This window comes from Paenibacillus sp. J31P190 (assembly GCF_059692075.1).
The window spans coordinates 185152-203040 of record NZ_JCAUAS010000002.1; the positions used below are offsets into that span (position 1 = coordinate 185152).

Genomic DNA, 17889 nt, shown 5'->3' on the forward strand with positions numbered 1-17889 from the left:
GAATAACACTCCTCCGATAGCTTAGAAAGAAAATAACTTTACAAATAAAAAATCCCACCTCCAAGAACGTTGTCTTGGGGACGAGATTTCGTCGTGGTGCCACCCCAGTTCACTAATCTGACATCAGATTAGCCTCATCGAGTACGGCATAACAAAGCATACTTATACTCTAGCTCTGTAACAGGAGCTCTGTCGCACCATCCCCATCGTAAATTCTGGTTCCGATGTGATGCTCCGAGACTTGGTTCAATAAGGTATCCTTTACTCCTTTTCAGCGACCGGAGTTCTCTGTTAACGTATACGATATTTACTCTTCTCATCATCGCATTTGTGTAATTTTACCAGTATGCTCGTAAATTTGTAAAGGCAAATTTAAATCAGCCGATTCATTAAGTCGTGCCACGTTAACCTCCCTCTATGGAGAATCGCTTTTCTCTTAAATGCTCACGTTTTCTTAGGATTTTGACCGGTTGTTCTGTTAAATAGAAAACATCCAACTGGAACTAATTTGTAGATAAAGAAATTTATGGGGATATTGAAGGCGCGAAAAGTCTCCACCTAAAACCGCTCATTTTAAAAAGTGGTAAATTCGGCAAAGTATGGTTGCACCTTTGGATCTCCACACCAGCTCATGGTGGTGAACCCTCCCATATCTCACAGAGTCTATGCTCCCACATTCCTTCATTCAACCTGTCCATGAGGTGGAGGTCAGATATGCTGCCCGACAGGATCTTCGTCCGTATGTTAACGTCGTTCTGACTCATCCATGCTTCTTGTTATCTTGCTTTACTTCGGTCATTTATCACTAAAAACGTTCATTAAGCTGCTTGCGGTAACTCTGTAAATCGAGGAATATCCTGGATCATCTTTTCTTCACTAAACTCATGTCCCTTTTTCAATATGCCAAAAAAGATACGTATAAGCTTGTTACATAACGCAATGAGAGACTGCATCTTCTTCAATGGATTTACAAGACGTTTCGTGTAATACTCGTGTAAGGCTCGGAAGGCTGTATTTTTAGCAACCAACGGCATCATTACTCTAAAAAGCAAGGCACGAAGGCGTTTCCTGCCTCTCTTGGTTATCTTGGTTTGTCCGATGTGTTCTCCTGAGGAATTTGTTTTCAAATTCAATCCTGCAAGTTTCATAATCTGCTTTGGATGACGGTACTGACTTATGTCGCCTACCTCTGCAAGAAATCCTGCGATTGTGTCCCTACCAATCCCTTTTATGGCTAACAATTGCTGTACATGTGGAATCTGTACAAGCAGTTTATCCAAATTAGACTCCAATTCTTCAAGCTTGCTCTGAAACCATTCGTACTGTGTTAGCAGTAACTTCAGCTCCAACTTAGCTAACTCCGAACCACTTCGTATACCTACAGAGCGACTCGCTGCCTCCTTTAGATTCTTAATCCTACCTAGACCAAGCCCCCGCTTTGCAGCTTCTCTCAGGTGCTGAAGTAAGGTTTCATCCGAGACGTGAACCAGCTCGTGAGGCAATAAATAAAGGCTCAGCATCTGGATGGCAGACTTGCACTCCCAATCCTTAAACACCGTCAGAAACTCTGGAAAATAGCGATCTAGCCAGTTATGGACACGTGCTTGCACAACACATTGGTCAGTCGTCAGGTGTTCGCGAATTTTCATCGCTTCCCGTAATTCTGCATAAATGCCCTGCGGAAGGCTTGGTATGGCGTATCTCCCGTCTTTGACCAGCTGTGCAATGACTTTGGCGTCCTTGATGTCATTCTTCGTTGGAGAATTGTCGTCTAGTTCTTTGCTTTTCTTCACGTGAAGTGGATTAACTACACCGTACGTAACTTGTTTATCTCGTAGAAAATGAGCTAGGTTCAGCCAGTAGTGACCGGTCGGCTCCATGCCAACGATGACCTCCTGAAAGCCATGCTCTGTTGAAATCTTCTGGAACCAGCTCACAAACAATTCAAAACCCTCTCGATTGTTTTCAAACGTAATGGACTTTCCGAACTCGACTCCGCGGTTGTCTTGGGCCCTCGCCACATGTTTGAATTTTGCGATGTCGACTCCGACAATTAAGGTAGAAGAAGTGATTTGATTAATTCGTTCATTTTGAGTAGAATGCATGGTGTAGTCTCCTTGGTTAAGTTTTTGGATCTGTCGCTGGCCAGCAACTGGGATCCATAAACATCATACCAAGGAGTCTTTTTATTTTTCAAACCTCGTATTTCTACATAATAGGAATGCTGCCCGTTACTTCAACGGACAACGGCAGCCATTTGTGTTCCGGCTGCCGTCGTATTGGTGACTGAACTAAGTTCCTCTTCAGCGTAATTGCTTAATCAGGCTTACTCGGATTACATCATCCCAAATTGGCCCACGTCGAACCTCTTGATACCCAATATTTATATTAAGCTCGATGACATGATTATTTGTTTCTTCTGTATGTGTATAAATTAAACACAAAAAATGGCAAACCCACAGCAATATCGCGTGAAAAAACTTCTGAAATCATACCTATTTTGGATTTCAGTTACTGGATTTATCGCTTCGGTAGTTCTCACTAAAATTTAGCAAAAACCATATAACTTGGCTGCCGATTCGGTGCCAAGTATTTAATATTTCTTATATATACAATATCTACGTAAACAACGGTATTTAACTATCCTGCCCGTTCAACGAGGCTCCCGATTGATGCCGGAAGCCTCGTCCTGGTTTCATTGAACAAACGTATCCGTTAGCTCAACTCAACACCAAAATCCATCAATTGGTTGTTCCTTATGTATGTAATTATTTTTTTGCACTCTTCCCTTACTCTTGCTGTTCCTATTTCATTCATAAACCAAGTATCTCTTCTAGTATCTTTGTCATTGACTGGACAAAAAGTATTAGAAATTTAATCGGGCAGAAATGTCATCATGGTTAGATGGCAACGCCGCATATGATAAGCAGTTGTAACAATCAAAATTCTTTGAACATTAGCTAATCCCATACTGCTCTCCAATACTTCTGAAGAAAATAAAACATTTTCTTTTGTATACTTAGATAATGGTTCGATCAAGATATCCTCTTTAGGAATGCCTTGTTTTATTGCTTCTTCTCTCATCATTTTTGCCTCAACATCATTTTGACCATCCCATTGCATCCCACCTGAAAACAAGATTCTTGGAGCACGTTTTTGTTTGTATAGCTTAATTGCTTCAGGGACTCGATATATTAAAGATTTTTGGCTTCCAAACACAAAAATAACATCGCCTTTAGAACCATCATCCACCAGATTACTAAATAATATCGAGTCAATATGATTTTGAAGAAGGTTCTCAGGATCGAACTGCGAGATCAGCAATTTAATCCCTCTATTACTTTTTCCTTTTATTGTAACACAAACCTAGCACCTGAATCGCATTGCGTTATCCTGCCCTTAACTTAACGTCACCCAGCCAAAAAGCATGCTACTGATCTTTGACAGGATCTCGGAGGTTTTACAATTTACTTTCCAACAAATGACTGGATGTCCATGTTAGAAAACGTTGCTTATTAACCAAAAATCGTGGTTTTGCGTCATGTTTAGTCACATGGTACAAGCAAAACAACATATATAATATACCAGGCGTTATTTGTTTGAAGGAGGAAGGTAATTATGGCTTGGAAACCAAGAAAAGTCGCTATTGTCGGGATGGGATTAGTTGGTTCAAACTGTGCTTACGCCATAATCAATCAATCCGTTTGCGAAGAATTAATGCTTATTAATCGCACACCAGAATACGCATTGGCCCAAGCATTAGACCTGTCTCATTGCATGGACTTCACTCACTCTCGCACCCTAGTATTTGCGGGCAATTACGAACAATGTGGGGATGTGGACGTTGTGATTCTGACACCCGGGGCAAGCATGAACAAAGATCAAAATCGTCTTGATCTTATGGAATCTTCCATTCATATCATGAAGGATATCATTCAACCGATCATGCAAAGCGGGTTTAACGGAATCTTCCTTGTCGCCACAAATCCTGTAGACATCATTACATATTCTGTATGGAAACTATCCAGTCTTCCACGAAATCGTGTGATCGGAACAGGCACCTCCATCGATTGTTCACGGCTGAAAAAGATCTTATCCGAAATCTTTCCAGTCGAACCGAAGAGCGTACAAGGGTATGTAATGGGCGAACATGGTGAATCCCAGTTCGTGGCTTGGTCACACGTAACTATTGGCGGTAAACCGCTGCATCAGATCATAAGCCAGCATCCGCATCGATTCGGTCTCATCGACCTTGACCAATTGGAGCAACGGACCAAACTGGCTGGATGGGAAATATTCAACCTTAAAGGATCCACTTCTTTTGGTATCGGCAATGCATTGGCTTTCATCACTCGATCTGTATTAAACGACGATCACAAGATTATCGCCGTGTCCGCGATCTTAGATGGAGAATACGGTGAGAGAAACGTATGTGTTGGCGTTCCGGCCATCATATCTCGAGATGGCGTTAAGGAAGTAGTTGAGCTACATCTCGATAGTATGGAACAAGAGAAATTTCGTTACTCCTGCAGCGTAATTCATAAGCACCTTCTTCAAGCGTCTATTATCGGCAGTTTGTGATGCCCACAACGGAACAACAAGGGAATCCAATCCAACCGCAAGTCCAAAACTTCGAAACCGGTGTCAACACATACGCCGACTGCATAAAGTGATTTCTTCTGGAGTTGGATTCCATACATGTTGTGCATCTCTAAACATTTTCCGCCTCCCCTTCGCTTTCATTAAACTCTCGTTCTCTCGTCCCTCGGTTTTAAGAGTTTATCTCACGTATACTCACTCATTCGCAGGATTTCATCACCTTGAAAATCAATATCGTTCAGATAGTATGTTGGTTAGAACCGTTGGTTCATATTTTGGGCATACGGGAACAGAGGAAAACATGGAATATTTCCCCAGTTTCATTAGCTTAATCGTGAGTAACCTTGAATAATACATGATTTTTCCTAAATAAATAGGCCACTCCATTATGGGGAGTGGCTTTGTCTTTATATTTTGATGTATATTTTCTGCTCAAAAGGATATCTAAAACTTCATGTTTTCGATTACCTCGCTTTCTTCCTCCAATGTAGGGGACGCCAATTCAACTTTTGGTCATTTGTGTGCTTTGCTTTCTGCTCCTTAAACACTTTATCTTGCCACATTTGATACAGATAAATGATCAAAGCAAAACCGACCATCATAGCAACAACAGCTATTGTAGGCAAAGTCGATTCACTCGAAACAAGCCCCATCCGTTGCCATATCGGATAAACGATGTACATAAATAGCCCATCCAAAAGGACATTGACAACCAAATATAGCCATATTTTCCCGAAAGTAAAGCGGAATACCCAAATAACAATAGACAAATATGCTCCATACACCCAAGGAACCGGGATGACTCTATCCCACCCAAACAGACTGGAACCTGACTCTTCCCACCATCCGTAATGGTAAGCTGCTTGATAAGCCAAGGTATCGATGATGGTCATAAACAAAGCGACAGGCATATATCTGCGTACAGTATCCATTTTCAAAAACAACAAGGACGCCCAAGGTAATATCAGTAACGACCAGAGAATTATCTCTTTCATGTCATTTGAACTCCATTATATTTTTTTCATGTAGTGTTACTCCTGATTCCTAAATTTATTCGTTTCATCCGAAAGAAGTTCCCAACGTTCATTGTTATCCTCTTTTGTTCTTATGGGTGAAAATGTAGAAGTATACTGCCAGTTAGCACAAAAGGCTGCATGCGGCAGCCTTTTTAGTTTTATTCAATTATCGTTCTCCCGTTAGTTCAATGCTTGTGGGCTCAAATCCATTCAGGCTTAGTGTTTTTGGCTTGTCTCTAACTTTAATGTAACTTCCTCAATTCAATGATTCTCCCGATCTGCAAGGAGAGTTTTCCATCCTAGCTTTTTCGCGGGTTCAAGATTTTTCGCTTGATCGTCTACGAAGAGTATCCATGAAGAATTTACAAAGTTAGATTCAACTTTTTTATAGATATTTGGATCTAGCTTGCAGAGTCCAACTTCACTTGAGATCGTCACGCTTCTAACAAACGGATAGATTGGTATTAATAAATCTGAGAACCATTCAAGTCGATGGTTGCTAAGAAGATGGATATCCGCGATTTTACACCAATACTCAAGGCAATTAAAAGCAGGCAAATAAGTGAGATCATCTTTAATTAACTCACGTACGCTTGTCACATCTATGGATGGATAAGATTTCACAAGCCATAACCAAAATTCATCTTCTGATAATGTTCCCGTCCAAAATGCTTCGCGTACCTCGATGCTAAATCGAGTTTTAAAATCCTCATGTGAGGTCTGTGCGAATTTAGCAAGCTCCTTCCAATAACGAGGAGAGAAGTTTGATATTACTACCCCCGCTAAATCAAGCACCAACTGAGGTTTATCCATGAATGAAAACCCTCTATAAGATATTTGCTCCCCATTCTAACACTATACCACGCTCTACTGCCCGTTACTTGAATGAACAAAAAAAGAGCTGCCGCGAGGCCAACTCCTTAATATTGTTTCCGTTAATCTATTTATGTAAATTCACTGTTAACATTAGAAATTGTTTTTAACCAGGGATAACAAACATATAAAAACCTCCGAGCAGCCGTTCAATGTAAGCATAAATCCCATAGAAAAGGCTGCATTGTCGCAGCCTCAAACGAGCTATCATTCCCTTTGACGAGAACCACTTCATCGGATACAAATTATCGGGGTCCATTGGCAGATGACACTATTCTAAATCATTTCGGGGATGCGGATTAATCGGCGGATATAAGAATTGATTATCGAATTTTTCAAGAGTTTCGAAAATGTCTCGCCTTCATCATGTCGCTTTCAAAGTAAATTTCCATTTAAATGTAAATTACTCTTTAATATGTTCTTTACTCTGGTAATTGTATTAGAGCTTTTAGGCAGACCAACAATTCTATTAAGTAATAACCATCTAAGGCAAGCTATTGCCTCAAATAATTCTAGTTCTTCATTTGTATACTGATTTTGCGATTTATAAGCAGAACGAAAAACGGAACCATACCTTTCTCCAACATAAATCTTAATTAAAACAATTGACCAAGCAATATCATATCTTTGGTCACCAAGTTGCCCGTTCGTCCAATCTATTATTGTGTACTTTCCTTCCGCTTCCAAAATATTTCCCAAATTAAAATCACCATGAATAAGACAATCTTGTTTAGGATTCGCACTTTCAGTAAGCCGGATTAATAGATTCCTAATGTCCTGATGTTCTTCAATTCTCGGGTAAAAATAGCTGACAAAATCATGTTTTTGAAGTATTAAACTATCCAAATCTTCTAGAGGAAATCTATGAATATTGGTTAATAACTTAGCAAGTTTAGTAAGTTTAGACTGATTTACTTTATTTATAGGCGACCCGTCAAAACTGGTTAGTAAAACCTGATTTTTATTCATATCCAAACCCCAACCAAAAGGCATTGAAACTGATAACCCTCGGATATAAAGAGCATCTAGCAACTTATACTGACGTTCAACATCTGGCTTTGAATCCCTATTCCATACTTTTAATACAAAGCTTGTTTCGGCTGTACAAATTTTTATTACTTCTGCTTCAAGTCCAGAATCCAAAGGTATAATGGTTAATGAACTATCTTGTTCTACCAGTGAATCAATTACTTTGTTTTTTACCATCCAGTTAATCTCTCTAATTGGTTGACCCATGGTTCTCTTCCTTTCGCGGGAGATTTCTAATTAAGTTGTTGTGCTATCTCTTCACAGTACCAAATGTAATTTTCATGTTGGGTGCATAGGTTAAATAAGAATTATCATCGAATTCCTTTGAAAATAGTAACTCAGCTTCATATTGATTCTTTGCCTCATTAAAGGTTAAACCCCGATTCACTAAATTATGAAGAAATTCCTGTTTTTCTCCAGGTAACTCACCTAAACCTTCCTCCCTCAAAGAGTTATAGAGACTTTGCTTATTTAGCAAGTCCATATTCTGATCTAGGAAGTTAACCTTATCACTTACTCTACACTCAACGTTCTTCAAACCTAATTGACTGAGATAGATGGGTAATTTGATTCCAATATTCCCGTCTTTACCCTTGTGATTAAAATCTCCCTCGTACAATTTTTGCAAAATACCCAATTTAATCACTTTAGACTGTTCCAGTTCATCAAGGCAGTAGTTTGACATGTTAGCAATCCAATGTGGTTCAAAGCAAATGACCATTCCATCATCTAAAACACAATCAATCATCTTCTGAAGTACTTTCTTCGAATCAGACATATGTAATAAAAAAGCATGGCACATAGCTATGTCATACTTTCTGTCTATTGAAACTTCTTCAATGTCACTCAAGAAAAATTCTGATGGATAAGGCTGATTTTGAAAGACTTCCCTCGCCATATTAATTAGTTCATTCCCCTTGTCAACTCCTGTATAGGTTGATCCTTCGGGTAAAAGCGGTAACAGTTTAAGCCCCAAATATCCAAATCCACAACCATAATCGATGATGTTCACTGGTTTTAAGATCTTCCAAACAGTCTTCACTAAGAATTCTAAATAATCATCATTGTAATACAAACCTCGAGTATTTCTTAAATATTCAATTTTATGGTCCCAGTAATATTCGGACATTCTGAGTCTCCTTCTTTATATGACTTAAGGTGAGTTCAGTTAACGTTCTTGTATTCACAACCCCCGTAAGAGTTAAGGTGCTTTAGCGCTTGATTCAGTACCGCCAATTATCCTCACAGAAGTTGTATGCAGATTCCACTCCTTAGAAATGCCTCTGGCAGACTAAAGAGCGTCAACTCCACAGCAGGAATACGGTGTTATCTAATGCCCCTTATATACTTAGATAGTAGTGATAAAAATCCTCGCTTTTCTTATATCCATTTTGTTCGTAAAGTCTCTGTGCACTCTCATTACTAATTGCAGTTGACAGTGCTAATCCTTTTGCTTTAGTTTGTTTTGCATATGTTTTAGCTGCTTCTAATAGTATCTTAGCGACACCACGTTTCCTGTATTCCTCATGAACATATAGGTCATTCAAAATCCAAGATCTTTTCATTGAAACAGAAGAAAATGAAGGATACAGCTGAGTAAAACCAATTGCTTTATTAGTTTCACTTTCTGTTGCTATAAAAATAATAGACTCTTTATGTTCAAAGCGATTAAGCAAAAAATGTTTTGCGCCTACTAAATCGGACTCTTGTTTATAAAAGATCCTGTACTCATTAAACAATACCGCTATTTCATCTAGATTTTCAATTGTTGCCTGTTTAACAATCAAGGGAGTATTCAATTAATCACCATTCCTTCTCTTATGTATTGGCTTTAAGGAAACACTGTGTTATTGAATAAGGATAGCTTATTCAGATTTACAATCTCTTTAAAAAAGCATGTAGTATTGGTTTATCTGGAGGACTAATATTGTCAGGTATCTCTTCTAATGCAAAAAATCTAATTTCCGCTACTTCTAACTCGTCGTTATTGATAACCCCATCAAATTCTTTACATATAAAAGCAGCCACTACGTTATAGACCTCATCACCGTGTGGATATTTGTAAAACAGATCTTGACCTGAAAATACATCTAACAATTCAAGCTTCTTGGCATGCAAACCGGTTTCTTCAAACAACTCTCTTCTTGCTACCTGTTCCATTGTTTCCCCAGGTTCTAAGGATCCTCCTGGCAATCCCCACATGCCATTATCCGTTCTTTTCTCAAATAAAATGGAGTTGTTTTGAAAAACAATGACACAAGCACCGGCCATAATTAATGGTCTTGTTCCAACGATCTTTCTTAAATCCATAATGTAACCCATTGTTATATCACTCCTTCCTTCGACCGATATACAATAAATGTGAAGATACTCCTAAAATGTGAGGATTCTCAGATTCTTTGTAAATCATATTCATTACTTCTTGAAATTCATCTTCGCCACGAGAATGCCAATATTCAAATTGTTCTGACTTGAATGAACCAGCTATACTAGATGACCCAATCAATTTGAGGCTTTCAAATCCATGAGATTCCATGAAAGGATTAATGTCCTCTATGTTAAAATAATAAGCCCCTGTGAATCTTCCTTCGTCCTTATGATTAAATATACCGGTTTCTAAAAATGAGTTTATATCCTCGATGTTATCATTCGGTTTCCAATGTTGAGGAAATAATAAGGAAGTCGTTAGATGCCGTATCCTTAATGTCTAAATTTCTTGCATCAGCAATATGAAAACCTTTGAAATATTCCTCTAAATTCAATTCAACTGCCTTCTCACCAGCTATTTCCACTAATCTTGGGGTAAGATCCGTTAATGTAACATCATAACCACATTTCGCTAATTCAACTGAGTATTTACCCGGTCCAGCTCCGTTATCTAAGACGTGCCCTTTCTGCGGCAGAAAGCTCCTTATATGGTGCCAATTAACAATGAATTCAATAGGCTCTCTATCAAGACGACCCCATTCGTCAAATCTATTATAATAATTAATCACTTTATCCATGTATATCTTCTCCTTCATAAGTTTTTAATAGACTGAGGAGCTCTTTCGTTCGAAGAAATAACCCCCTTTCATTAATTCAATAAATTCCAAAATATTCCTCCATTTCTTACGAAGTCAAAACAAAAAGGGGCAGCCCCCCATTAGAGTATCTGTCCCGATGCCTTCGATAGTTTGACTGTATGAATCCTACTAACTCAAAAATGTGCACAAAAAAGCGCAGTTCACTTAAGCAACATGCGCTTTACTATTACCTTGACTATGAATCTCGTAATAAAATTTTATAAAGTTTAATAACACTAATATGCATGCCTTCATGGTACAAATTAAAACTAAGAAACTGCTCAGGCGTTTCCAAAGTCATTCCGGCAGAGGTAGTATAAGGTGGAACAATCTTCTCCTGCAAGCTAAGACCAAGCACATCAGGTATCCGCTCTTGCTGATCTTTTAGCAAGTTCTCCAACTCTGGCAAGGTCGGAACAGCAGCGGAATCGGGCCAATTTAAAGGCGAAGTACCATACTCAAACAGCTCCTTGAACCCTTCTGGCAAGCGAAGCGGTAGACCCATATATTGAAATGCGAACCTTTCAAGCACAGCATAAATGTGCCCCAGCTGCCAACGGATTGTATTTCGAAAGCCATCGGGGATTCGGTCGGCCGTTTCCTCGGTAACGCCATCCATCAATTTTAAGGTTTGGCCCCTCACGAAAGCCAGCTGTTTGAACAAATAGTGTTCTATCGTCCTCACTCCTTCAAATCATTGTTTATGGCATATTATACCACAATACATAGCGATGGCTAAGGAAGTTAAAGTTATTTCCTCCTAGCATACAAAAAGGACAGTCCATTGTTAGGAACTGCCCGACGCTTCAAGGACATATGTTCTATCAATCAAAAAGACTACATGTTCAAATTACGCTCTTCTTTGCGAAGCTTACGCGCGGCAAATCGAGTTTCTGCTGTTTCAAACAAGCGTTTTTCTTCATCCGTTTCAGGGATGATTTCCGGCACAGGACACGGTTGTCCATTATCATCTAGCGCCACGAAGGTTAGGTAGGCCGTCGCAGTACGCTTCTTTTCGCCTGTCAGAAGGTTCTCCGACTCGATTTTCACATATACCTCCATCGAACTTCGATGGGTCCACGTAACAAATGCCTCTAATTGAATAGCCTCACCTAGTTTGACAGGGGCGAAGAAATCCAAGCTATCACTAGATGCTGTTACGACACCTCTGCGCGAATGACGCATCGAGGCAATCGTTGCTACCTTATCTATATATTGCATTACACGGCCGCCAAACACGGTATTATGATAATTCGTGTCCGCCGGCAAAATGATTTCTGTCAGCACGGTTCGGGAAAGTCTTGCTGGTTTTGCTTCCATTGTGATTTCCTCCTGATGATGACTTTTGACTTGGATCATTTAATCTTATTCGTAGTTTAGTTTAAGCAGGCCAGCTGCTTGCTTCGCAAGGCTTCGCGCATCTTCTACCGTATCTGCACTGCTTAGTGCAACTGCCATGCGGCGTCCTACTTTCGTCTCCGGCTTACCAAAGACGCGAACCTGTGTATTGGGTACGGATAAAGCTTGCTCTAACCCGCTAATTGTATACTCTACCTGTTCACGATCCGCTTTAAGGGTATAGCTAGCACCCGGCGTCAAAAGACGAATACCTGTAATAGGCAGCCCCAGGATTGCTCTAGCATGCAGGGCGAACTCGCTCAAATCCTGCGTTGCCATCGTAACCATGCCTGTATCATGCGGTCGCGGCGAAACTTCACTGAAATAAACGCCTTCCTTGGTCAAGAACAGCTCAACCCCATAAAGTCCGAAGCCTCCGAGAGCATCCGTAATGGTTTTGGCCATGTGCTGGGCGTCTAAAATTTGCTGCTCCGTCATTGCATGAGGCTGCCACGATTCGATGTAATCACCATCTTTTTGAATGTGACCAATCGGCTCACAATAGGTTGTGCCAGAAACAGATCGAACAGTCAACAGCGTAATTTCTGATTCAAAATGAATGAATTCTTCTACAATCACTCTAGCGTTTTTCGCGCGGCCGCCTTCCATAGCGATGTTCCACGATTGTTCCACATTCTCAGGTGTGCGGCATACACTTTGACCTTTACCCGAGGAGCTCATGATCGGCTTAATAACACATGGTGTACCAATCTCCGCAACAGCAGCATGTAATTCTTCTAGGCTATTAGCAAAAGCATACTTAGCTGTCCGCAGCTCTAATGTTTCTGAAGCAAGGCGGCGAATCCCCTCGCGGTCCATCGTCAAACGGGAAGCGGTAGCCGTAGGAATGACACGGTAGCCCTCCTTCTCAAGCTCCACAAGAACAGGTGTAGCGATGGCTTCAATTTCAGGTACGATAAGATCCGGACGCTCTTGCTCAATCAAGGCTCTAAGTTGCTCCCCATCGAGCATATTAATGACATGACTGCGATGTGCTACTTGCATAGCTGGTGCATTCGCGTAACGGTCAACAGCGATTGTTTCAATCCCTAGACGCTGCGCTTCAATGACAACCTCTTTCCCAAGCTCCCCGGATCCAAGCAGCATAATTTTCTTGGCTTTGTTCGATAATGGTGCTCCGTACATGAAATGAAATCCCCCTTATGTTATGTCGAAATAAGCTAATAATTGGTTAACATGTATGTAAGTAAAGAAAAAGATAATGGCGATAAGCAGGGCAATTCATCCGCAATGAAGATAAAAATACCCTGATCTATTGTAAAGGATTTCGACATTAAAAGATAGATTTGAGCAGAAGTTTGCGCAAAATGGGCACCAACTGCTCGGCGAGCTCTTCCACATTGGGGACGACTATACTGCTGCGCCCATACATATTGCGCATAGCAATACGTTCCGTTTCGTGAACAACGCCACTAGCCAGAAAAATACTGATGACCTCAATACCTTGACGCCGAGCGTGCAGCACGGCTTCATAGGTGTCGAGGATACCAACATCATTGTAGTTGGCTGCCGAAGGCTCGCCATCCGAGAACACCAAGAGGATGCGCTGCCGTTCTGTGCGCCGCAGCAGCCGCTCCGTCATGCGACGAATCGCAAAGCCGTCGCGGTTGTCCTGCTGCGGCTCAAGCTGCATCAGAGCCGCGCCGCTTCCGGACGCTAAGGAGGAGCTGAAGTCGACCGCAACCTGGAACAGGTTCGGCGCTTCCTGCTCCGTGACACGGTCCGCGTCCTCCCAGAATCCCACGATTTCGTGCGGGATTCGTAAGGATCGGAGGGTCTCGTGGAAGAGTACGAGACCGAGCTTGGTTTCGTCCATTTTGTCATACATGGACGCTGAGCAATCGACGAGCAGCGCAAACGCCGCGTCGAGCTGGGGTACTGGCGCGCGCTTCTTATAGAAGAGGCGCGGCATCTCTTGCGTCACGGCTCGCGTTAGCCGCTTGTCGAGCCGCCCGAACAACCGATCGCCGTGCGGGGCGATCCGTTTCTGCTCCAGCGTGCGCCGAATGGCGCGCTGCAAGGGCTTCGCGAGCGGCGCTGCGCGCTCGCTCAGGCGCCTGTACCCGGCCTCCTGCGCAGCAGTCGGCCGTTCAGGCGCCAGCCACGTCGCCGTCGCATACGCGGCGACTGCGCCCTCTCCGTGCCCCGCGGCAGCGGGCACGGCAGCACCCTCGCGCCGCTCGCCGGAGGCGGCGCCAGTGCGCTTCGCGCGCACCGAGCGCCCTTGGGCGATGGCGAGCGCCTGATCGGCCGCGTCGCCCTCGCGGGGCGCAGACCCCTGCGCGGCTGTGCGCGAGCCGCGCTCCAGCTCGAACCGCAGCAGCCCCGGGCTGCGGTCGCTGCTCTCGCGGTGCCAGGTCGGCATGAGCTCCTGGCCCGGCAGTTGACGCTCTCCCTCTTGCTCAGGGAGCACGTCATCATTCGCGAGCCGCTTCGCACGCTTCAGCTCGCCCTTATACCCTGCTGGCAGCGGCTCCGCCACTCCGCTACCCGGCTGCATCCAGAAATATGCGGCTGTCGCATCTCTGTCTAGCCAATAAGACAGCGAGTCCATCATCGACTCGCAGCAAGCGGCAACCTCAGCGGTATGTGCTGCTTCCTCAATCTGCTCCAAAATCGGATAAAGCTGAGCTAACCGGCGAGAAAGTCCAGCACCAGCATCCACCAAGCCTGCATGCCATTCCACGCCAGTAAACCAACCATAGACGAATAAAAGAACAGCATCTGCCAGCTCGCCTTTGCTCAGGTGTGTGCGCAGCTTATGTTGAAAATAGACTCTAAATATGCGATGCCGATGTGCGAATACGCGGGCGGTCCCCGGTCTGCGAGCTCGACAAATGCGCTCTAATCGCATATCCTCACATAAAGCAAAGAGCGAATTAGCCAACTTAGGGAGACTTGCACTTTGACAAAAGAGTAGATATGATTTAACCGCATCAGCTCCTGTGAACCACGCACTACCGATACCGCGCAGGTAAACATCACTCTTCATTCCTGCCGTTTTATCGACCGCAGGATAATCCCGCCAAAACTGACTCACGGTTATACGAGCGGAAGCTTCCTCGTATTCAGCGTGGAACGCTGCTTCTACCTCAAGTTCTTTACGCTTAGTGAACATCCGGGCCAAATCCACAAGCTGCATTTGCAGCATCGCATCGATTTTATCCTCTAATAAGCTTAGCTTTCCTACAAACATAGGCTCAGAATAACGTCTCGGCCGCATTCATCACGGCTGCACGCTCCCTTTCATCCTCCAATTTATCAGCAATAGCCCGCGCAACTGCCCGCATGGGAGGAATATAAGTCGTCAAATCGCAAGCATCCAGTAAAGCTCGAATCGATCCTGCTTCATCCGGCAGCTGCCCCATTTCAATAAGGGATAGTAAATCGGCAGATAACTGTACGAATGTTCTTAACTTCTTTTCATCCCGTAAAATAGATTTGCTCTTCAGCAGTTGAAACAGTATCTCACCTTGCAAATAGGGAACATCAATCGTTACAAAACGGTTTTTCAACGCTTCATTAAGCGGCACTGTACCCATATAGCCTTCGTTAATCGCCGCAATAACTCGGAAGTCCGGATGTGCTGTAATGACATCCCCTGTAAAAGGGTTTGTAAGCGATCTGCGATGATCTAAAACACCGTTGATCAATGGTAAAGTTTCCGGCTTAGCCATATTAATTTCGTCTATGTATAGAAAGTGTCCCTTCGTCATGGCCTTCATGATCGGACCGGGAATGAAAGCAATCTGAGTACGACCCTGCTCATCGTGCGTTAGCGTTTTAAATCCTAGTAAGGCTTCAGCATCGAGATCCGTTGAACAGTTTACGGCATGCATGGGCAGATCAAAGAACGCTGAAACATGCTCAGCCAGCTTCGTCTTACCCGATCCTGTCGGACCCTTCAACAAGACATTTTTACCCAAGTAAAGAGCAATCAAGGTATCCGTTAAAATGTCTTCACGAGGGGCTTCGAAAGCTGCAGTTCCAATAAGTTTACGTTCTTCTGGGGTATAGTCGGTGTGTCTTTGCTGTTTATTTTGCTCTATATGCTCACGTATTTCTTGTGGTAACGTGTCTGTCATCATGACTTTGGCAGTCCTCTCCTGAACCTTTTTGTCCTCTTACTATTTATCAGGGAAGCTTAGCTTGTCAAGCTTTTCAGGGCAGCCACGGTTCATCAATAATCGAGTGAGAATAAAAAGCCATCGATTCTCCGCATTTCGGACAACTCGGTTTGGAAGGAATATCATTATAATACAGCGCTAAACCGTATGCAGTTTCAAAGTTAATCGCTTGGATCACATCCTCCTTATGAACATAATCACATTCTCTTGAACTACAATAAGCACGGACCTTATACCGATTACTCATATTTTCTTACAGACATACCTTGCACCATAAATTCAGCTTCTGGTAACATCGTCGAGCTCCTTTTTGAAATCTTTCATTTGATGTGAACGCAAATATATACGACAAAACCCCCAGCAGACAGCTGAGGGAGAGCAACTATGGAACAACTATGGAATAGTTACGCTCTTTGTCTTTTTAAGCATCCTCAAGGTAAAACGTTTCTTTGACCCGAAGAATAAGTTGGGAACGCATATTGGACCATCGTGTTAAATTCATTCAAATACGTATCCATTCGTTTATTATTTCGCTGTTGCGTGTCATAGTACATCATCCGATTCACGAAATGTGGGTTCGAAGAGATGAAAATATTCGTTTCCGGATAAATACGAGTTAACAAATGTCGAATGGCATTAGAACTTTCCGCTGGAAGCGGTTTGGCCGAGAGCCAATCCATCTGTGCTCCTACCCCTGAGCCGAACAAGCCTGCTTCGTTTTCCGGGTCGTTATTTTTTGTTAACATTTTAACGCCATCACTGGCGCCCATCGCTTGCATGCCCCCCATATCAACAGCGACATAAATATTGTTATCAGTTACGGCAACAGCAGTAGATCCTAAGTGTGCCGCTTGAATAATTTGATCCGCTAAATCCCGATTCAGCTGCAAATGCGTGTTGATATGTGCTTTCACATTATCAATCGTAGGTTGAAGCAATGTGGGCTGCGGTGATTGATTGACACTCTTTGCACCCATTGAAGGATTTTCATTGTTTCTTAATGCTGTATCCCAGCTGCCAGCTTTCGGGTTGGCAGAGCTTGCGCCTGCTTGATTTTTTGGACTTGCTGCTGTACAGCCTGCTGACAGGCCGACGAGTAATGCGGTTACCACGATTTTGAACATCGTTTTTTTCATATAGGCCCCCCTTCTAATAGCTCAAACTTTACTTTTTGTTACTCCCATCATCTTCTTGCGTGTAAGCAATCAGGGCTACCTCATACCCCAGCTCATCCTTCATGCGGGACTCGAGGCTGCGCAGATCTTCCAGCAAATCTTCACGTGTGCCAAAGTTAGCAAAACGGTAGGACTCTGTATCCATGATTTCTCCCCCCTCTCCTATTCAAAAGCCATTGGTGTTAATATGGACATTTATCCTGATTTTTACTAAACAAAAAAACCAGCTTACTCTGTCCACTCTGTCTTTAGTCGATAGTGTTTGAAAAGGTTGATGAAAACAATTTAACCAAAAGTAGCCCTACATCCTATAAAATGGATAAATGGTTGTAGAATAGAGATCGTCGATTCATTCAACATCCAATTTCCTTCTATATTGAGATGACTTAAATCGGAGTCCTTCTACAAATGTGCTCACTTAAGCTTGCTAGATGAATGGATCCATAGTCGCGGTTGACTGATGCTGTAAAAAGTGCAACAATTTCTCCTTAAATCTCGCCTTTCCCCCTTCGTTGTTGCATATAGTACAACAATTTGGTTCTATATAGGCCATTTCGTATTTAAATGGGTTCAAATTGTTGTACAA

16 protein-coding genes, 1 pseudogene and 1 other annotated feature are annotated in these 17889 nt (G+C 42.6%); of the genes and pseudogenes, 1 reads left to right on the forward strand and 16 read right to left on the reverse strand.

Features of this window, described 5'->3' with window-relative positions:
- Positions 1-73: 73 nt before the first annotated feature.
- Positions 74-332 (reverse strand) — a binding site (T-box leader).
- Between the two features lie 486 nt (positions 333-818).
- Both AC58U0_RS04445 and AC58U0_RS04450 read right to left on the reverse strand, forming a co-directional pair.
- Positions 819-2105, reverse strand: a complete 1287-nt coding sequence (locus AC58U0_RS04445) for an IS110 family RNA-guided transposase (protein WP_497377838.1) — start codon at positions 2103-2105, stop codon at positions 819-821.
- A 769-nt stretch (positions 2106-2874) separates the two neighbouring features.
- Positions 2875-3324, reverse strand: a complete 450-nt coding sequence (locus AC58U0_RS04450; RefSeq protein ID WP_497377839.1) for a YdcF family protein — start codon at positions 3322-3324, stop codon at positions 2875-2877.
- A gap of 294 nt (positions 3325-3618) precedes the next feature.
- Here AC58U0_RS04450 and AC58U0_RS04455 point away from each other — a divergent pair, with 294 nt between their 5' ends.
- The gene (locus tag AC58U0_RS04455; RefSeq protein WP_497377840.1) at positions 3619-4581 is read left to right on the forward strand and encodes an L-lactate dehydrogenase; all 963 of its coding nucleotides are present in this window, start codon (positions 3619-3621) and stop codon (positions 4579-4581) included.
- A gap of 482 nt (positions 4582-5063) precedes the next feature.
- On the opposite strand, the gene AC58U0_RS04460 is transcribed toward AC58U0_RS04455, so the two are convergent.
- From AC58U0_RS04460 to AC58U0_RS04525, 14 genes and pseudogenes are all read right to left on the reverse strand, one after another.
- Positions 5064-5594 (reverse strand): hypothetical protein, encoded by a 531-nt coding sequence (locus AC58U0_RS04460; protein ID WP_497377841.1) that lies wholly within the window; start codon positions 5592-5594, stop codon positions 5064-5066.
- A 282-nt stretch (positions 5595-5876) separates the two neighbouring features.
- Complete coding sequence (locus AC58U0_RS04465) at positions 5877-6428, reverse strand: HAD family hydrolase (RefSeq protein WP_497377842.1); 552 nt, start codon at positions 6426-6428, stop codon at positions 5877-5879.
- Between the two features lie 435 nt (positions 6429-6863).
- Entirely contained in the window at positions 6864-7724 is an 861-nt protein-coding gene (locus tag AC58U0_RS04470; RefSeq protein ID WP_497377843.1) for an aminoglycoside phosphotransferase family protein, read from the reverse strand.
- 43 nt (positions 7725-7767) lie between these two features.
- Entirely contained in the window at positions 7768-8646 is an 879-nt protein-coding gene (locus tag AC58U0_RS04475) for a methyltransferase domain-containing protein (RefSeq protein ID WP_497377844.1), read from the reverse strand.
- A 211-nt stretch (positions 8647-8857) separates the two neighbouring features.
- On the reverse strand, positions 8858-9304 hold the full coding sequence (locus AC58U0_RS04480) for a GNAT family N-acetyltransferase (protein WP_497378243.1): 447 nt from the start codon (positions 9302-9304) through the stop codon (positions 8858-8860).
- An 88-nt stretch (positions 9305-9392) separates the two neighbouring features.
- Positions 9393-9839, reverse strand: coding sequence for an NUDIX hydrolase (locus AC58U0_RS04485; RefSeq protein WP_497377845.1), 447 nt, complete (start codon positions 9837-9839; stop codon positions 9393-9395).
- Between the two features lie 7 nt (positions 9840-9846).
- A pseudogene (locus AC58U0_RS04490) lies at positions 9847-10522 on the reverse strand (class I SAM-dependent methyltransferase).
- A 256-nt stretch (positions 10523-10778) separates the two neighbouring features.
- Positions 10779-11267: a DinB family protein gene (locus AC58U0_RS04495; protein WP_497377846.1), complete on the reverse strand. Its 489-nt coding sequence runs from the start codon at positions 11265-11267 to the stop codon at positions 10779-10781.
- 152 nt (positions 11268-11419) lie between these two features.
- Positions 11420-11902, reverse strand: coding sequence for an acyl-CoA thioesterase (locus AC58U0_RS04500; RefSeq protein WP_029195928.1), 483 nt, complete (start codon positions 11900-11902; stop codon positions 11420-11422).
- A 45-nt stretch (positions 11903-11947) separates the two neighbouring features.
- Positions 11948-13126: a formate-dependent phosphoribosylglycinamide formyltransferase gene (gene purT / locus AC58U0_RS04505; RefSeq protein WP_497377847.1), complete on the reverse strand. Its 1179-nt coding sequence runs from the start codon at positions 13124-13126 to the stop codon at positions 11948-11950.
- 148 nt (positions 13127-13274) lie between these two features.
- Positions 13275-15152, reverse strand: a complete 1878-nt coding sequence (locus AC58U0_RS04510) for a nitric oxide reductase activation protein NorD (protein ID WP_497377848.1) — start codon at positions 15150-15152, stop codon at positions 13275-13277.
- Between the two features lie 49 nt (positions 15153-15201).
- Entirely contained in the window at positions 15202-16089 is an 888-nt protein-coding gene (locus AC58U0_RS04515) for an ATP-binding protein (protein WP_497377849.1), read from the reverse strand.
- A gap of 470 nt (positions 16090-16559) precedes the next feature.
- A complete protein-coding gene (locus AC58U0_RS04520; RefSeq protein WP_497377850.1) occupies positions 16560-17264 on the reverse strand; it encodes a hypothetical protein in 705 nt (234 codons plus the stop codon).
- A gap of 28 nt (positions 17265-17292) precedes the next feature.
- Positions 17293-17448 carry a hypothetical protein gene (locus tag AC58U0_RS04525; protein ID WP_156389908.1) on the reverse strand — a complete coding sequence of 52 codons (156 nt, stop codon included), beginning with the start codon at positions 17446-17448 and terminating at the stop codon, positions 17293-17295.
- Between the last annotated feature and the right edge of the window lie 441 nt (positions 17449-17889).

Bases quoted from the DNA above. Each gene is read 5' to 3' on its own strand.
- AC58U0_RS04445 (WP_497377838.1), bottom strand. From the start codon at position 2,105: ATGCATTCTACTCAAAATGAACGAATTAATCAAATCACTTCTTCTACC.
- AC58U0_RS04455 (WP_497377840.1), top strand. From the start codon at position 3,619: ATGGCTTGGAAACCAAGAAAAGTCGCTATTGTCGGGATGGGATTAGTT.
- AC58U0_RS04460 (WP_497377841.1), bottom strand. From the start codon at position 5,594: ATGAAAGAGATAATTCTCTGGTCGTTACTGATATTACCTTGGGCGTCC.
- AC58U0_RS04465 (WP_497377842.1), bottom strand. From the start codon at position 6,428: ATGGATAAACCTCAGTTGGTGCTTGATTTAGCGGGGGTAGTAATATCA.
- AC58U0_RS04470 (WP_497377843.1), bottom strand. From the start codon at position 7,724: ATGGGTCAACCAATTAGAGAGATTAACTGGATGGTAAAAAACAAAGTA.
- AC58U0_RS04475 (WP_497377844.1), bottom strand. From the start codon at position 8,646: ATGTCCGAATATTACTGGGACCATAAAATTGAATATTTAAGAAATACT.
- AC58U0_RS04485 (WP_497377845.1), bottom strand. From the start codon at position 9,839: ATGGGTTACATTATGGATTTAAGAAAGATCGTTGGAACAAGACCATTA.
- AC58U0_RS04500 (WP_029195928.1), bottom strand. From the start codon at position 11,902: ATGGAAGCAAAACCAGCAAGACTTTCCCGAACCGTGCTGACAGAAATC.
- purT (WP_497377847.1), bottom strand. From the start codon at position 13,126: ATGTACGGAGCACCATTATCGAACAAAGCCAAGAAAATTATGCTGCTT.
- AC58U0_RS04510 (WP_497377848.1), bottom strand. From the start codon at position 15,152: ATGCTGCAAATGCAGCTTGTGGATTTGGCCCGGATGTTCACTAAGCGT.
- AC58U0_RS04515 (WP_497377849.1), bottom strand. From the start codon at position 16,089: ATGATGACAGACACGTTACCACAAGAAATACGTGAGCATATAGAGCAA.
- AC58U0_RS04520 (WP_497377850.1), bottom strand. From the start codon at position 17,264: ATGAAAAAAACGATGTTCAAAATCGTGGTAACCGCATTACTCGTCGGC.
- AC58U0_RS04525 (WP_156389908.1), bottom strand. From the start codon at position 17,448: ATGGATACAGAGTCCTACCGTTTTGCTAACTTTGGCACACGTGAAGAT.